General features: G+C 72.5%; 13 protein-coding genes and 1 pseudogene. 9 read left to right on the top strand and 5 right to left on the bottom strand.

Annotation, left to right across the window (positions count from 1 at the left end; translation table 11 throughout):
- Positions 1-5: 5 nt before the first annotated feature.
- The 5 genes from AV521_RS02275 (at position 6) to AV521_RS02255 (ending at position 7,033) form a co-directional block, all read left to right on the top strand.
- Positions 6-419 (top strand): PaaI family thioesterase, encoded by a 414-nt coding sequence (locus tag AV521_RS02275; RefSeq protein WP_076082591.1) that lies wholly within the window; start codon positions 6-8, stop codon positions 417-419.
- Between the two features lie 455 nt (positions 420-874).
- Positions 875-1,090: a hypothetical protein gene (locus tag AV521_RS02270; protein WP_076082590.1), complete on the top strand. Its 216-nt coding sequence runs from the start codon at positions 875-877 to the stop codon at positions 1,088-1,090.
- A 102-nt stretch (positions 1,091-1,192) separates the two neighbouring features.
- Entirely contained in the window at positions 1,193-1,999 is an 807-nt protein-coding gene (locus AV521_RS02265; protein ID WP_076082588.1) for an HlyD family efflux transporter periplasmic adaptor subunit, read from the top strand.
- The gene (locus tag AV521_RS02260; RefSeq protein WP_076082586.1) at positions 1,996-4,215 is read left to right on the top strand and encodes an NHLP family bacteriocin export ABC transporter peptidase/permease/ATPase subunit; all 2,220 of its coding nucleotides are present in this window, start codon (positions 1,996-1,998) and stop codon (positions 4,213-4,215) included. Before AV521_RS02265 ends, AV521_RS02260 begins: the two co-directional genes overlap by 4 nt.
- A 1-nt stretch (position 4,216) precedes the next feature.
- The gene (locus tag AV521_RS02255) at positions 4,217-7,033 is read left to right on the top strand and encodes an NHLP bacteriocin export ABC transporter permease/ATPase subunit (protein WP_076082584.1); all 2,817 of its coding nucleotides are present in this window, start codon (positions 4,217-4,219) and stop codon (positions 7,031-7,033) included.
- A 16-nt stretch (positions 7,034-7,049) separates the two neighbouring features.
- Here AV521_RS02255 and AV521_RS02250 read toward each other — a convergent pair whose 3' ends face one another.
- On the bottom strand, positions 7,050-7,898 hold the full coding sequence (locus AV521_RS02250) for a ribonuclease BN (protein WP_371916990.1): 849 nt from the start codon (positions 7,896-7,898) through the stop codon (positions 7,050-7,052).
- 214 nt (positions 7,899-8,112) lie between these two features.
- Between AV521_RS02250 and AV521_RS02245 the strand changes: the two genes are divergently transcribed.
- Both AV521_RS02245 and AV521_RS52515 read left to right on the top strand, forming a co-directional pair.
- Positions 8,113-9,150 (top strand): galactosyldiacylglycerol synthase, encoded by a 1,038-nt coding sequence (locus AV521_RS02245; RefSeq protein ID WP_179022818.1) that lies wholly within the window; start codon positions 8,113-8,115, stop codon positions 9,148-9,150.
- A gap of 26 nt (positions 9,151-9,176) precedes the next feature.
- A pseudogene (locus AV521_RS52515) lies at positions 9,177-9,653 on the top strand (hypothetical protein); the annotation flags it as partial.
- Between the two features lie 205 nt (positions 9,654-9,858).
- Here the strand turns inward: AV521_RS52515 and AV521_RS02235 are convergent.
- Together AV521_RS02235 and AV521_RS02230 are read right to left on the bottom strand one after the other, a co-directional pair.
- Positions 9,859-10,785 carry a DMT family transporter gene (locus AV521_RS02235; RefSeq protein WP_076082577.1) on the bottom strand — a complete coding sequence of 309 codons (927 nt, stop codon included), beginning with the start codon at positions 10,783-10,785 and terminating at the stop codon, positions 9,859-9,861.
- Between the two features lie 7 nt (positions 10,786-10,792).
- Positions 10,793-11,644: an SDR family oxidoreductase gene (locus AV521_RS02230; protein WP_076082576.1), complete on the bottom strand. Its 852-nt coding sequence runs from the start codon at positions 11,642-11,644 to the stop codon at positions 10,793-10,795.
- Between AV521_RS02230 and AV521_RS50365 the strand changes: the two genes are divergently transcribed.
- Complete coding sequence (locus AV521_RS50365) at positions 11,643-12,215, top strand: FAD-dependent monooxygenase (protein WP_305965130.1); 573 nt, start codon at positions 11,643-11,645, stop codon at positions 12,213-12,215. The two genes, AV521_RS02230 and AV521_RS50365, sit on opposite strands and share 2 nt — an antisense overlap.
- Before the next feature lie 645 nt (positions 12,216-12,860).
- Here the strand turns inward: AV521_RS50365 and AV521_RS02220 are convergent.
- Both AV521_RS02220 and AV521_RS02215 read right to left on the bottom strand, forming a co-directional pair.
- A complete protein-coding gene (locus tag AV521_RS02220) occupies positions 12,861-13,388 on the bottom strand; it encodes an SRPBCC family protein (RefSeq protein WP_076082574.1) in 528 nt (175 codons plus the stop codon).
- Positions 13,389-13,394: 6 nt separating this feature from the next.
- Entirely contained in the window at positions 13,395-13,739 is a 345-nt protein-coding gene (locus AV521_RS02215) for a helix-turn-helix transcriptional regulator (RefSeq protein ID WP_076082573.1), read from the bottom strand.
- Between the two features lie 242 nt (positions 13,740-13,981).
- Here AV521_RS02215 and AV521_RS02210 point away from each other — a divergent pair, with 242 nt between their 5' ends.
- Positions 13,982-15,487 carry an MFS transporter gene (locus AV521_RS02210; RefSeq protein ID WP_076082572.1) on the top strand — a complete coding sequence of 502 codons (1,506 nt, stop codon included), beginning with the start codon at positions 13,982-13,984 and terminating at the stop codon, positions 15,485-15,487.
- Positions 15,488-15,508: the final 21 nt, after the last annotated feature.

The following is a 15,508-nucleotide window of genomic DNA, read 5'->3' as shown; positions in this document are numbered from 1 at the left end:
CCCATATGACGATGACCCCCGCGGAAGCCGACAAGATCCTCATCGCACACTTCGCGCCTTGGGTGCTCGATCTCGGGCTGACCGTCGAGGCGGTGGGCGAGGACCGGGCCGTGCTGCGTCTGCCCTGGTCGGAGCGGCTGGCCCGGGAGGGCGGCGGGTTGTCGGGGCAGGCGCTGATGGCGGCCGCCGACACGGCGACGGTGATCGCGGTGTCCGCCGCGCGGGGCGGTTTCGTACCGATGACGACGGTTCAGCAGTCGACGTCGTTCCAGCGGGCGGTGTCCGGTGCGGATGTCCTGATCGAAGCGGTCCTGACGAAGCTGGGCCGACGGATGGCGTTCGCGGACATCACGCTGAGCGACGCCGGCTCGGGGGCGCTCGCGGCTCGGGCGAGCACGGTGTACACGATTCTGGGCTGACACGCTCCGCTACCGATCAGTAACGGTCCGTTCCGAGCGAGATGCGGAATCCCTCCTTCAGGGAATCTGCACATTGAATACTCAACCAAGTCACTGACGGCCAGGGATCTGCACATTCGCACGCCCCCCGGCACTCCTTTGGCGAGGAGTGCCGGATTCGCCGCGCCGCAGGCAAGGGACCGGACGCACCGAAGTCGTGCCGCATGTGAAGGAGTCGCTGACATGGCGTGCACACGCCTGCACGGATGAACCCTTGCGTGACTCAAGTGCCCTGGTGAGAGCCCTGATTGATTGGAAGCCCGCGCCGCCTGCGTGCTTTGATCCATCGCACCGCGGGGGTCGCGGCGGGCTCCCGGAGACGGGTGCCCGGCGCCCGCGGTCGCGGCCGTCCGTCTGTCCCCAGAGGGGGGCCGCTCCCCCCTTGTGAAATATCCATTAGGAAGGGAAGTTCCATCATGAACTCCACCCCCCAGGTTGAGACCGTCGAGATCTCGGACGCCGAGCTGGACAACGTCTCCGGCGGTCTGTCCGTGAACGCCCTCAACTCCGTGACCGGTGCCGTCAACGGCATCGCCCCGGTTTCCGGCCTGGCCAACACCGCGATCGGCACCGTCGAGGGTGTCACCGGCCTGAACGTTGCGCCGGTCACCAGCCTGGTCGCCGGTCTCTGATCGCGCCACGTCGCATACGGAAGTCCCGGAGTCGTTCCTCGGCTCCGGGGCTCTCGGATGCCCTGAAACACCAGCGTCTCTCCCACAGGTGAGGGAAGTTCCGTGCAGTTCCGCCAACAGGCCCTCGCCAAGCTCCAGTCACCGGAAGAGCTCGATCTCCCGGTACGGCTGGCCCGCCCCCAGGGCTGGCTCGCCCTCGGCGTCACCGTCGTCGTGATGGCGGCGGCCTCCGTGTGGGCGGTGACCGGTTCGGTCGCCTCCACGGTGGGCGCACCGGCCATCCTCACGCACGGGCAGGGCAGCTACCTGCTGCAGAGCCCGGTGTCCGGCCAGGTCACGGCCGTCCTCGCCAAACAGGGCGAACAGCTGCCCGCCGACGCCGCCGTGCTCAAGGTCCGTACGGCTCAGGGCTATGCGGTGGTCCGTACGGTCGCCGCGGGCCGGGTCACGGCACTCGCCGCCACCATCGGGCAGATCATCCAGACCGGCACCAACGTCGCCGCCGTGGAGAAGGTCGCCCAAGCGTCCGATCCGCTGTACGCGACCGTGTACGTGCCCGCCGGGAACGCCGCCGACATTCCGGCGCACGCCGCCGTGGACCTCACCGTCTCCTCGGTGCCGACGCAGACGTACGGTGTGCTGCGCGGCCATGTGAAGTCGGTGGACCGCACCGCGCAGTCCGCCCAGTCGATCTCCGCGTTCCTCGGCGACAGCCAGCTCGGCCAGCAGTTCACCAGCAGGGGCCGCCCGGTGGCCGTACTGGTCGCGCTCGACACGTCGACGGGCACGAAGAGCGGTTACCGCTGGTCCACCACGGACGGGCCGCCGTTCCGGCTCGACTCCATGACCCTCGCCTCCGGTTCGATCAGGCTGGCCGACCAGCATCCCGTCGATTGGCTGCTCCCGTGACCACCACGCAGGAACGCGGCCGCAGACGCGCCGCCCCGGCCAAGCGGCCGGTCCCCAAGCCCCGTGGCGGCACGGTCCGTACACCCACCGTGCTGCAGATGGAGGCCGTCGAGTGCGGCGCCGCCTCCCTCGCCATGGTCCTCGGCCACTACGGCCGGCACATCCCGCTGGAGGAGCTGCGCATCGCCTGCGGTGTCTCGCGCGACGGCTCGCGCGCCTCCAACCTGCTGAAGGCCGCGCGCAGTTACGGTCTGACCGCCAAGGGCATGCAGATGGACCTGGCCGCCCTCGCCGAGGTGCGGGCACCGGCCATCCTGTTCTGGGAGTTCAACCACTACGTCGTCTTCGACGGCATGGGCCGCCGCCTCGGCCGGCGGGGCGTGTACATCAACGACCCCGCCAAGGGCCGCCGGTTCGTGCCGATGGAGGAGTTCGACGGCAGCTTCACCGGTGTGGTGCTGGTGCTGGAGCCGGGCGACGGCTTCACCAGGGGCGGCCGCAAGCCCGGCGTGCTCGGTGCGATGCCGGCCCGGCTGCGCGGCACCGCCGGCACCCTGCCCGCCGCCGTCCTGGCCAGCCTGCTGCTGGTCGCGGTCGGCGCCGCGGTGCCCGCGCTGAGCCGCACCTACATCGACAAGTTCCTCATCGGCGGCCAGACCTCCCTGCTGGGCGTGCTGTTCGCCTCGATGGCCACGTGTGTGCTGCTCACACTGGTGCTGACCTGGCTGCAGCAGGCCAACCTGCTGCACGGCCGGATCATCTCCTCCACCCTGTCCAGCGCCCGCTTCCTGCGCCATCTGCTGCGGCTGCCGGTGACGTTCTTCGCCCAGCGCTCCCCCGCCGACCTGGTGCAGCGGCTGCAGTCCAACGACCAGGTGGCGGAGACCCTGGCCCGTGACCTCGCGGCGGCGGGCGTGGACGCGATCGTCGTCGTGCTGTACGCCGTGCTGCTCTACACCTACGACCCGCAGCTGACGTTCGTCGGCATCGGCGTGGCCCTGCTCAACGTGGTCGCCATGCGGCTGGTCGTACGGCTGCGCGCGACACGTACGGCGAAGCTGCGCGCGGACACGGCACGGCTGACCAACACCTCGTACACCGGTCTTCAGCTGATCGAGACGATGAAGGCGACCGGCGGTGAGGACGGCTACTTCCGCAAGTGGGCCGGGCAGCACGCCACCACCCTGGAGGAGCAGCAGCGGCTCGGGGTGCCGAGCGCCTGGCTCGGGGTGGTCGCGCCGACGCTCGCCACGTTCAACAGCGCGCTGATCCTGTGGATCGGTGGCCTGCGCGCGGTCGAGGGACACATCTCCGTCGGCCTCCTGGTCGCGTTCCAGGCGCTGGTCACCCGCTTCACCGCGCCGCTGACCCGGCTGAACGGCGTGGCGGGCCGCATCCAGGACTTCGCGGCCGACGTGGCCCGGCTGAAGGACGTGGAGAACTTCCAGGCCGACCCGCTCTACGCCCGTCCCGGCACGGGCGATTCCACGCGCCGGCTCCAGGGGCACGTCGAGCTGGAGAACGTCACCTTCGGCTACAGCCCGCTGGACCAGCCGCTGCTGACCGGCTTCGACCTGACCGTGGGTCCGGGCCAGCAGGTGGCGCTGGTGGGCGGCTCCGGCAGCGGCAAGTCGACGGTGTCCCGGCTGATCTCGGGCCTGTACGGGCCGTGGGACGGGGTGATCCGCATCGACGGCCGCCGCCTGGAGGACATTCCGCGCGGCGCGCTCGCCGCCTCCGTCTCCTTCGTCGACCAGGACGTGTTCCTCTTCGAGGGTTCGGTCCGCGACAACGTGGCGCTGTGGGATCCGTCGATCCCGGACGAGGCCGTGGTGGAGGCGCTGAGGGACGCGGCCCTGTACGACGTGGTGATGCGCCGCCCGGGCGGCATCCACAGCAAGGTCGAGCAGGACGGGCACAACTTCTCCGGCGGTCAGCGGCAGCGCCTGGAGATCGCGCGGGCGCTGGTGCGCCGGCCGAGCATTCTGGTGCTGGACGAGGTGACCAGCGCCCTGGACGCGGAGACCGAGCTGGTCGTGATGGACAACCTGCGCCGGCGTGGCTGCGCCTGTGTGGTGATCGCGCACCGGCTGAGCACGGTCCGCGACAGCGACGAGATCGTCGTGCTCCAGCACGGCACGGTCGTCGAGCGCGGGCGGCACGAGGAGCTGGTGGCGCACGGCGGCGCGTACGCCGCGCTGGTCAGGGAGCGATGAGATGACGACCGTCAGCGAGGGCGACCTCGTTCTCGGCGCACTGGGGTCCATGGGCACCCGGATCGACTGCGCCGGCTTCAACCGCCTGGATCTGCAAGGCCCGCAGGTGCTGTGGCTGGTCGCGGCCGGCGCGCTGGACCTGTTCGCGGTGGACGCCGTCCAGCAGGGCCACTGGCACCACCTGGGCCGGCTGGAGGCGGGCGCGCTGCTGCTCGGCCCGGTCGCCGGGCCCCAGCACACCCTGGTGGCCCGCCCGGTCCGGGACTGCGTGGTGCACCGCATCAACCTGCGCGAGCTGTACCAGCCCGCGAACACCCAGACCTGGTCGTACGACGAGTACGGCAACCCCCAGTACGTGCCGCCCGCCACCAGCCCGCTGGAGTACGCGGTCGCGCTCGGCGTCGGCCGTGGCCTGTCCGTCCTGTTCCAGGCGCCGATGGCGGAGGAGCGGGCCGCCGCGCCGACCGACGACGACGTGTTCTGGATGCAGGTGCCGCCGGGCAGCGTGCAGTACGGCGCGCTGTACGGCGCCGAGGCCGCTTCCGATCTGCTGATGGACCCGGCGCTGTGGCAGTCCATGGTCGACCAGCAGTACCGGCTGCTGACCGCGCTGGACCGGTGGATCGAGCAGCTGGAGCGCACCCACGAGACCCGCACGGCCGCCGGGATCAAGGCCGGTGAGGCGGTGCGTGCCCAGGCCGACCAGACGCTGCTGGCCTCCATCGGCAAGCGCTCGGCCCGCCGGACGACGGCCGCCGACGCCGACGCCGGCTACGCGGCCTGCAAGCTGGTCGCCGAGGCGGCCGGGATCACCCTGGCGGAGCCCGCGCAGAGCGGCACCGAGAGCGAGCGCCTCGACCCGGTCGAGCGGGTGGCGCTCGCCTCCCGGGTGCGCACCCGGGCCGTACGGCTGCAGGGGCGCTGGTGGCGGGAGAACGTGGGTCCGCTGGTCGGGCACCGGGCGCTGTCCGGGGCGCCGGTCGCACTGCTGTGGCGGCGCGGCGGCTATGTGGCCGTCCATCCGGGCACCGGGCGCGAGACGCCGATCGAGAAGGCGAACGCGGACGAGTTCGAGCCGCGCGCGGTGATGTTCTACCGGCCGCTGCCCGACAAGGTGCTCTCGCCGCTCGGTCTGCTCCGGTTCAGCCTCCAGGGCACCCGTGGTGACCTCGTCGGTCTGCTGCTCGCGGGCCTGGTGACGGTGGCGATCGGCGCGCTGGTGCCGGTCGCGACGGGCAAGGTCCTCGGCGAGTACGTGCCGACGGCGCAGGAGGGCCTGATCGTCCAGGTGTGCCTGGCCGTGATGGTGAGCGGGGTGGTGGCGGCGGCGTTCACGCTGCTGGAGAACCTGTCCATCCTGCGTCTGGAGGGCCGGATCGAGGCCGCGCTGCAGCCCGCCGTGTGGGACCGGCTGCTCAGGCTGCCCACCCGGTTCTTCACCCAGCGCTCCACGGGTGAGCTGGCCAGTGCCGCCATGGGCATCAGCGCGATACGCCGGCTGCTGGCCGGTGTCGGCCCGGTGGTCGCGCAGTCCGTGACGGTCGGCGCGATGAACCTGGGGCTTCTGTTCTGGTACAGCCCGGCGATGGCCATGGCGGCGGTCGGCATGCTCGTCGTCATCGCGGCCGTGTTCCTCGGGCTCGGGCTGTGGCAGGTGCGCTGGCAGCGGAAGCTGACGGTGCTCGGCAACAAGCTGAACAACCAGGCTTTCCAGACCCTGCGCGGCCTGCCGAAGCTGCGGGTGGCGGCGGCCGAGAACTATGCCTACGCGGCCTGGGCGCGGGAGTTCGCGCGCAGCCGTGAGCTGCAGCAGAAGGTCGGCCGGATCAAGAACCTCACCACGGTGCTCGGCGGAATCTATCTGCCGGTGTGCACGCTGCTGATGTTCATGCTGCTCGCGGGCCCGGCGAAGGGCGCGATGTCGGCGGCGGACTTCCTCACCTTCAACACCTCGGTGACGATGGTGCTGACCTCGGTCACCCAGCTGACCGGCTCCTTCGTCTCCGCGGTGGCCGCGCTGCCGCTGTTCGAGGAGATCAAGCCGGTCTTCGAGGCGACGCCCGAGGTGCGGGAGGCGAGCACGCGGCCGGGCCCGCTGTCGGGTGCGCTGGAGACCCGCCGGCTCTCCTTCCGGTACGCCGACGACGGTCCGCTCGTCCTGGACGACGTGTCCTTCGCCGTACGGCCCGGTGAGTTCGTGGCGGTCGTCGGCCCGAGCGGCTGCGGCAAGTCCACGCTGCTCAGGTTGCTCATCGGCTTCGACAAGCCGGTCTCGGGCAGCGTCCTGTACGACGGCCAGGACCTCGCGGCACTCGACCAGTCGGCCGTGCGCCGCCAGTGCGGGGTCGTGCTCCAGCACGCCCAGCCGTTCACCGGCTCCATTCTGGACGTCATCTGCGGAACCGAGCCGTACACGCCGGAGGAGGCGATGGCGGCGGCCGAGATGGCGGGGCTCGCGGAGGACATCAAGCGGATGCCGATGGGGCTGCACACGATCGTGGCCGGCAACGGCGCGATCTCCGGCGGTCAGCGGCAGCGCCTGATGATCGCCCAGGCCCTGATCCGGCGCCCGCGCATCCTGTTCTTCGACGAGGCCACCAGTGCCCTGGACAACGACACCCAGCGCATCGTCATCGAGAGCACCCGCAAGCTGAACGCCACCCGCGTCGTGATCGCGCACCGCCTGTCGACGGTCCTGGACGCCGACCGGGTGATCGTGATGGAGGACGGCAAGGTCGTCCAGCACGGCACGCCGGCCGAGCTGCTCGCCGACACCACGGGCCGCCTGCACGAGCTGGTGCGCCGCCAGCTGACGTAGCGTCCGCCGGGAGCGCTCAGTACTTCCCGCGGCTCTGCTTCTGTGTCTCGCCGACTCGGTCGTGATGGGTCGGCATCCAGTGGTGCTCCGTGAACCAGCGGCCGAACAGGGCACCGCCGTAGATGACGAAGCCGACGCCGATGAGCCAGGACTCCACCACGAGGACGGTGCCGACCGCGCCGTAGCTGAGCGCGTTGGTGACGATGAGCGGGGTGAAGACGAGGTAGGAGAAGGCGCGCAGGCCGGCCAGGCCGACGACGGTGGCGAGCGCGCCCGGCAGCAGGGCGCGCCAGCGGACCTGGCCGCCCAGCAGGAAGCGCTGCCCCCACCAGAAGAAGACGATGCCGCTCACCGTGGACAGCGCGATCCGCTGGCCCCCGTGCAGCGCGGCCTTGGTCGCCACCTCCTGGTAGAGGTAGCCGGTGAGCACCACCAGCCAGGTCGCCTGCCGCCAGACCCGGTGCCAGGGGCCGGAGGCCAGGCCCCAGATCCGTTCGTAGGCGTTCTGCACGCTGCCGCCGAAGGCCACGCCGAAGACGGCCAGCAGGACGGCACCCCAGACGCTGGTGGTGCCGATGACCTTGCGCGGCGGGCTGATCACATCGGTGACCACGCGCGCGGACCGCCCGGACAGCCCCATGCCGTCGGTGAGCCAGGAGGCGAAACCGCCCCGCACCAGCGGATCGGCGGCGGCGACCACGATCAGCAGCGGGGCGAGCGTCACCAGTGCCAGGGTGGCGAACCCCATGGCCCGGTGCATCAGTTCCAGCTCACGGCCGTGTTCGAGCAGGGCCCCGGCCCTGAGCCACTCCCAAGCGCGGTGCAGGCCGCGCCGCCACCGCCTCACGGCTCCTCCCGTGCTCACCGCCCACACGCTCTCCTGAGCCGATTCATCCACCCCGGCGGGCTCGGGGCAACTCGCACCGGTGCCGTGTCCGGGCGACACGGCGCCGGAGTGAGGGGGTTTTCGGGCCGTGCGCACCGGAGAATCGGAACCCGTGCGTACTCCTGCCGAGGTGCCCTCCCCGCCGCCGTCGCCGCCGGGCGGCCGACGGCGGCCGCTGATCCTCAGCGCGAGCATGGGGGCCGGTCATGACACCGTGGCCGCCGAACTGGCCCGCCGGGCGGCGGCGTACGGACACGAGCCGCAGGTGGCCGACGTCCTGCAGCTGCTGCCGTACGGCCTGGGCGGCGGGCTGCGCCGCTCCTACCAGGCGTCGGTACGGCACTTCCCGTGGGTGTACGCCGGTGTCTACGGCGCGTTCCTGCGCGGCGGCAGGGGGCTGCGCCCGAGCGGGGTGCCGCTGGCCCGGCTGGCCGGTGACCGGCTGACAGACCTCGTGGAGCGGCTGGACGCCGATGTGGTGGTGTCCGTCTTCCATCTGGCGGCACAGCTCACCGGCCACCTACGGGCGCGGGGCCGGCTGCGGGTGCCGAGCGCCGTCTTCCTCGTCGACTTCGCGGTGCACCGGCAGTGGCTGCATCCGGGCAACGACCGGTACCTGTGCCTCACGGACGGGGCTGCGGCCGAGGTGCGCGCGGCGCTTGGCACGCCGGTCGTGACAACGGGACCGGCGGTGGCGCCCGGGTTCCGCGGGCCGGCGCCCGGGGCGGCCCGGTGGCGGGAGCGCTTCGCCGGGCAGGCTCCCGGCCGGCCGCCGGTCGTGCTGTCCGCGGGTGCCTGGGGTGCCGCGTCCCGCCCGGACGCCACCGCCCGGCTGCTGACCGGGGCCGGCTATCTGCCGGTGGTGCTGTGCGGCCGCAACCCGCGGCTGCGGGAGCGAGTGGCCCGGGTGCCCGGGGCGCTGGCCCTGGACTGGGTCGAGGACATGCCCGGGCTGCTGTCCGCGGCGTACGCCCTGGTGGACAACGCGGCCGGCCAGACCGCCGTGCAGGCCCTGGCCGTCGGGCTGCCCGTGATCGGGTACCGGCCGCTGCCCGGCCACGGGATGGACGGGGTACGGCGGATGGCCGGTCTCGGCGTCTCGGAACTGGCCCCGGACGCACCGGGGTTGCTCACGGCCCTCGGCCGGCTCACGGAGGACGGCCCGGAGCGCGTGGCCCGGGGGCGCGCGCTGTTCCGGGACGACCCGATGGCGCACGTGGCCCGGCTCTGACACGCTGCCACAGGCAGCTGCCCAGCATGGCCGCAGCGGGACGCGATCCCGCGCCGGACCCTCAGCCGGCTCACGGACGCTGCCACAGGCAGCTGCCCAGCCTCGCCGCAGCGGTACGCGATCCCGCAAGGGGCCGCAGTCCCGCACCAGGCGCCGGGCAGGGCGCCGAACGGCGGCAGCCGGGGGCCACGAGCCTGTCGGAGTCGTGCAGCAGGACGGCGCCGCCGCGACCAGGACCCGCACGGACGCCCGGTTGGCATCGGCCGTCCCGTCCTTGCCCCACGCCAACCACAACACCAGCCACAGCCCGGCCCACCGCGCGGCCAGCCAGCGTCCGGAGACGAGGACCCCCGAAGGGGCGGGCGATACCACTGCGGCCGATGGCCCGAGATGCCGTGCACAGCGCGGACGGTCGTGGGTTCAGCCGGGCACCGTCCACACCCCGCTTCCTCGACGCGCTGGACGAACTCGGCGTACGCGCCACCTTCTTCGCGCTCGGCGAGCACGTGGCGCGCCATCCCGCGCTGGTCCGGGAGACCACCCGGCGCGGACACGCACTCGGGGGGACAGCAGCAGCCGTACGCCCGGGGGCCAGATGGCCGCCGGTCCGATGTGCTCGGCGGCGACGGCCGGTACCAGGACGGCCGACGTCCGCCAGGGACAGCTGGACCTCGGGGACGTCTCTGACCTGCTGTCCCGCACGCCTTCTCACCGGTGTGTCCGGTGCAGGCGTCTCCCCCTGCCGTCGCCACCCCGCGCGGACGCGTCCCACTCCAGTCCGACGGCCGGTGTCCGGGCCAGCCCGACGCTGCCCGCCCCGATCAGCGCGACGCCGACCGCCTCCGGCAGCATCCGCAGCCCCAGATGGACGGTCTCGGCGAACAGCACCCAGCCGAGGACGACGCTGGTGAGCGCGTCGCCGAGGGTGAGGGCGGGCTGGGAGGCGGTGAGCGAACCGGCACCGAACGCGCTCTGCATCAGCAGGAAGGCGACGGTTCCGGCGCCGACGGTGGCGTACGGCGACCAGTGCGTGAACATCGCCGCGGGCCCCTGCCCGAGCCGCCCCACGGCCTCCTTGAGCAGCGCGGCGGTGGTGGCGAAGCACACGGCGGAGGCCAGACCGAGCAGCGCGGCGCGGGGCGCACCCCTCGTCGGCCGAGCGGCGGCTACGAGCAGCACGACCGCGCCGAGCGCCCCGCCACCGCCCAGCAGCCAGGCCCGGGGCGGCGCGGTCGGCCGGCCCGCGACCGGGGCGGCCGCCAGGAGGAAGACGGCCAGCCCGGCGGCGAGGGCGGCGAAGGCCAGCCAGGTGCGCAGGCCCGGGCGGCGCCGGAAGACCACACCGCCCACGACCAGGGTGAACAGCAGCTCGGTGGCGAGCAGCGGCTGGACCAGGGAAAGGCTGCCCACGGCCAGTGCCCCGGCCTGCAGCAGCCCGGAGACCGCCAGCAGCGCGGCCCCCGCCAGCCAGTACGGGCGCCGCAGCAGCCTCCCGAGCCGGCGCACGGCGGCCCCGGCCCCACCGGCCACGCTCTCCTCGTACGGCTCCTGTACGGCGGCCCGGCGCTGGAGCACGGACGCGGACGCGTTGGTGAGAGCGGCGAGCAGCGCGAGCAGCACCGTGACGGCGATCATGGCCGGCTCATCCGAAGCGTGCGGCGAGCCGCCGGTACAGCCCGGGTGCGACGCCGCGCACGCGGGCGGGAAACCGCAGCCAACCGGGGACGTACACCTCGTCCTGGCTCTGCCGGACGGCGGTCCAGACGGCGTCCGCCACCCGTTCCGGCGGCACCGGCCGCGGCCATGCCCGGGTGTAGGGGGCACCCCGGCGGGCGAAGAAGGGCGTGTCGACGGCGCCGGGGATCACATGGCTGACGCCCACCCCGGTACCGCGCAGCTCGTAGCGCAGGGCGTCGGCGAAGGCGGCCAGGCCGGCCTTCGCGGCGGAGTACACGGCCTCACCGCGCACGGCGACGCTGCCCGCGACGGATCCGATGAGCACGATGCGGCCCGACCCGGCCGCGACCATGTGGGGCAGCAGGGCGCGCACCAGGTGCAGGGTGGCCAGCAGGTCGACGCCGACGATCTCGTCGATGCGGGCGCGTGGCATGCCGGTGAAGTCACCGGCCCAGCCCACGCCGGCGCTGGCCACCAGCAGGTCGAGCCGGCCCGCGCGGTCCAGGACCAGATCGGTGAGCAGACGGCCGGCGTCCGGCCGGGTCAGGTCGGCCGGCAGGGCCAGGGCGTCGAGCGGGGCGGCCACCTGCTCCAGGCGTGTGACGTCACGTCCGTTCAGCACCAGCCGCCAGCCTTCCTCGGCGGCCAGCCGGCGGGCGACGGCGGCGCCGATGCCCGAGGAGGCGCCCGTCACGAGGGCGGTGCCGCCACGGCTCGCCGGGCCCTGGGCGGAGGGCCGGACGGAGCCCGCCGGGGCAGAGGTCGCGACCGGCCCGCTACGGTTCGACGGTCCTGCGGGGGGCGGGGCGTGGGACATGGTGACGACCTCACTGCGACGTGGTGACACGGGTTCGCGGGCTCCGGGGCCGAACCTTCGCGCTGTATCCAGGGCGCCACACACTGGAACACCGCGCACGGCGGAAACCCGCCGAACGCCCGCGAGACGTGCGCGGTGGGGCCCGAGTCACCGCATGGTGCATCCGGGACGACGATGGAGATCGAGGGACCGAGGGAGGCGCCTTACGACCGACCGTACGCCGGGACACCTGGGTGGAGAAGCGCACGCGGCACACCGGGGTACTGGTCGCGGGTGCGGGCCCGGTCGGTCCTACGGCCGCACTCGAACTGTGCCGACGGGATGTGGACTGCGCGCCGGCCGACCTGCTCCCGGCCCGGTTGCCGCTCGCCGAGGCCGTCGGCGTCCAGCCTCGGGCCACCGTCTGGTGGACCGCTGTGGCGAGGTCCGGGTGTTTCATGTCGCCGGCGACGCCACGCACATCCATCCACCGACGCGCGCCAGGGGCATGAACACCGGGATCCGGGACGCCTGCAATCTCGCCCGGAAGCCGGCCCTCACAGTGGTGGGGCGCGCGGCGCCCGGGCCGTAGGAGAGTTACGACGCGGAACACCGGCCGGTCGGCGAGGAGTTGGTGGGCCGCACCCTCCGGCACGCGACACACGGTCCGCAGGCCGACCACGACGACTCCGAGACGATCATGTCGCACGAGGCCCAGCTGTAGATCGCGCACCCGGACAGCCCGATCGTGGCACCCGGCCGGCCACGGCCGCAGGCGACCGCGCCCCTCACTGCGGATGCCTGCCCGACCCGATCGCGGCGTTCCCCGTCCGCCTGCACGAGGTACTGCGCGAACGTGGCCACGTCCTCGTGCTCCACGCCGACTCGGCCGACGGCACACGGGGGCTTCGCGGAACTCGCGGAGGAGGCGGCTCGTCAGTCCCACGGCCGACTGATCAGCCACTGTGTGTTCCGGACGACATCGACCCCGGCTGTCTGTCATTGCCGGTCCTCGGAGACACCCGCAGCGAGCTCCGCGCCCGCTACGCGGCCGAGGCCGGCACCGCGTTGCTGATCCGCCCGGACGGCCACCTGACCGCCTGCGCGTCGTACCCGTCGGCCCTGTCCACGCCTTTGACCCGGGTGTTCGCGAGCCGACCGGCGGGGCCGCAGCCGGTCAGCTCGCGACCGGCCCCTCGGCCTCCCGCTCCACGCCGACGGCCACCCCACGTCCCGCTCAGTCCAGGCCCGGAACAGGAGCGCCCGAGGGCACTCCGGCGTCGGTGTATGCGTCGTAGAACCGCTTCCAGGGCGCGCTCAGCCCGGTATGGGGCCCCTCGAAGTGTTCGCCGTGGGCCTTGGCGTCGAGGGCGGTGAGGCATACCTCCCAGCCGGCGCCGTTGCGGGCGGCGGTGTTCGGCGCGGCGAGGACGTTGGTGAGCGTGAACCGGGTGCGCTGTTCGCCGACGGCTTCCAGGTCGAAGCGGAGTTCGTCGCCGCCCCACTCGAAGGACAGGTGCCGGGGCGGGTCGATGGCGAGCATCCGGCCCGTGAAGTCGGGCATGCCCGGGTCGCCGCTGAAGCGGATCGTACCGCCAGGACGCAGCTCCATCTCGGCGCGGAAGGGGAACCACTGCTCCAGTTCGTCGGGATCGGTGACGAACCGCCAGACGCGGTCCACCGGGTGGTCGTAGGTGCGGCTGAACCGGACGGCGGGACGGCCGTCGTCCAGGGTCAGATAGGTGCCGGTGAGGTCGACGGGCATGGTGCTTCAGTCCTTCGGTGGTGGGGGGTGTCCGGTGTCGTCCGGCGTCTGATCGAGGCGCCGGCCCAGGGCGTCCAGGCTGCTGTTCCACAGCCGGCGATAGGGCTCCAGCCAGGCGTCCAGCGTGGCGATCGGCGCCGGGTCGAGGGCGTAGACACGGCGCTGCGCGTCCTGTCGGACCCGGACCAGGCCCGCTTCCCGGAGCACCTTCAGATGCTTGGACGTGCTCGGCTGGCTCAGTCCGCAGGCCTCGACGATCTCCCCGACGGACCGCGGGCGTTCCCGCAGGAGCGCGACGATCGCCCGCCGGCGGGGATCGGCGAGGGCGGACCACAGCGCTGCGTCGGACATGGAGCGAATATGCCTTGCCAGTTATATGCCCGTCAAGGAATTCAAGCCCGATCGCACCTGATCACACTCGCCCACACCGGCCCACACTCGCCCACCGAAACGAAACGTTGCCGTTTCGCTGAGAGTGTTCTACGCTCCATGTGTACGAAACGGTTTCGTTTAAGGGCTCTTCTTGTCCGCCCGTTTCGGCATGAAGCGGCACATTCCCTGCATCCGAACGACTTTCCCTGGAGTGGTTCCCCATGCCCCAGAAGACCCTTGCCGAAGGCTCCCGAGCGGGGGCCGCGGCGATCGAGCACAAGGCGGCGTCGCCGAAGCGGTGGTGGATCCTCGCGGTCATCGCCCTCGCCCAGCTGATGGTCGTTCTCGACGCCACGATCGTGAACATCGCCCTGCCGTCCGCCCAGACCGACCTCGGCTTCTCCGACGGCAACCGGCAGTGGATCGTGACGGCGTACGCCCTGGCCTTCGCCTCCCTGCTGCTGCTCGGCGGACGCATAGCCGACCTCTTCGGGCGCAAGCCCGCCTTCCTCGTCGGTGTCGTCGGCTTCGCCGCGGCCTCCGCGCTCGGCGGCGCCGCGAACGGCTTCACCATGCTGGTCGTCGCGCGTGCTCTGCAGGGTGCCTTCGGCGCGCTCCTCGCACCGGCCGCGCTGTCGCTGCTCAACACCACGTTCACGGACGCCCGGGAACGGGCGCGCGCCTTCAGCGTGTACGGCGCGATCGCCGGTGCCGGCGGTGCCGTGGGTCTGCTGCTCGGCGGCGTACTGACCGACGCGCTCGACTGGCGCTGGACCCTGTACGTGAACGTGGCCATCGCGGTCGTCGCCTTCGCGGGCGGCTGGGTCCTGCTCGGCAACCATCGTGACGCGGCGAACGCCAAGCTGGACGTGCCGGGCACGGTGCTCGTCGCGGCCGGGCTGTTCACCCTGGTCTACGGCTTCTCCAACGCCGAGACCCACGACTGGGGTTCACCGCTGACCTGGGGCTTCCTGATCGCGGGCGGTGCACTCCTGGCGGCCTTCGCCTGGTGGCAGACCCGGGCCGCGCACCCGCTGCTGCCGCTGCGCATCCTGCTCGACCGCAACCGCGCGGCCTCCTACCTCGCGGTGCTGATCACCGGCGCGGGCATGTTCGGCGTGTTCCTCTTCCTGACCTACTACCTCCAGCTCAACCTCGGCTTCAGCCCGACGAAGACGGGTGTGGCGTTCCTGCCGATGGTCGGCGCGCTGATGGTGACCGCGCAGGTGGGCACCACGGTGCTGCTGCCCCGGCTCGGCCCGAAGACGGTCATCCCGCTGGGCTTCGCGATCGCCACGGCCGGTATGGCCTGGCTGACCGGCATCGGCCTCGGCTCGCACTACCTGAGCGCGGTGCTGCCGCAGCTGATCGTGATCGGTGTGGGCCTCGGCATGGTGATGCCGCCGGCCATGCAGCTGGCCACCGGCGGGGTCGCGGCGGAGGACGCGGGCGTGGCGTCCGCGACGGTCAACGCCATGCAGCAGGTGGGCGGTTCGATCGGTACGGCGCTGCTGAACACGCTCGCGGCGAGCGCCGCCACCGGCTATCTGTCCGGCCGCGACGCCACCAGCAAGCTGGTGCGGGCGCAGGCGACGATCGAGAGCTACACGACCGCGTTCTGGTGGTCCGCGGGCTTCTTCGCCGCCGGCACTCTGATCGCCCTCGTGCTCTACCGGCGTGGAGTGCCGCAGCAGGACGCGGAGGCCGCTCCGGTCGTCCACATGTGACAGCCGGATTCCGAGCCCGAG

It is taken from the genome of Streptomyces sp. IMTB 2501 (assembly GCF_001953885.1).
Lineage (GTDB): Bacteria > Actinomycetota > Actinomycetes > Streptomycetales > Streptomycetaceae > Streptomyces.
Note: the sequence above shows the minus strand (reverse complement) of the source record. Positions and strands in the feature narration are given on the sequence as shown.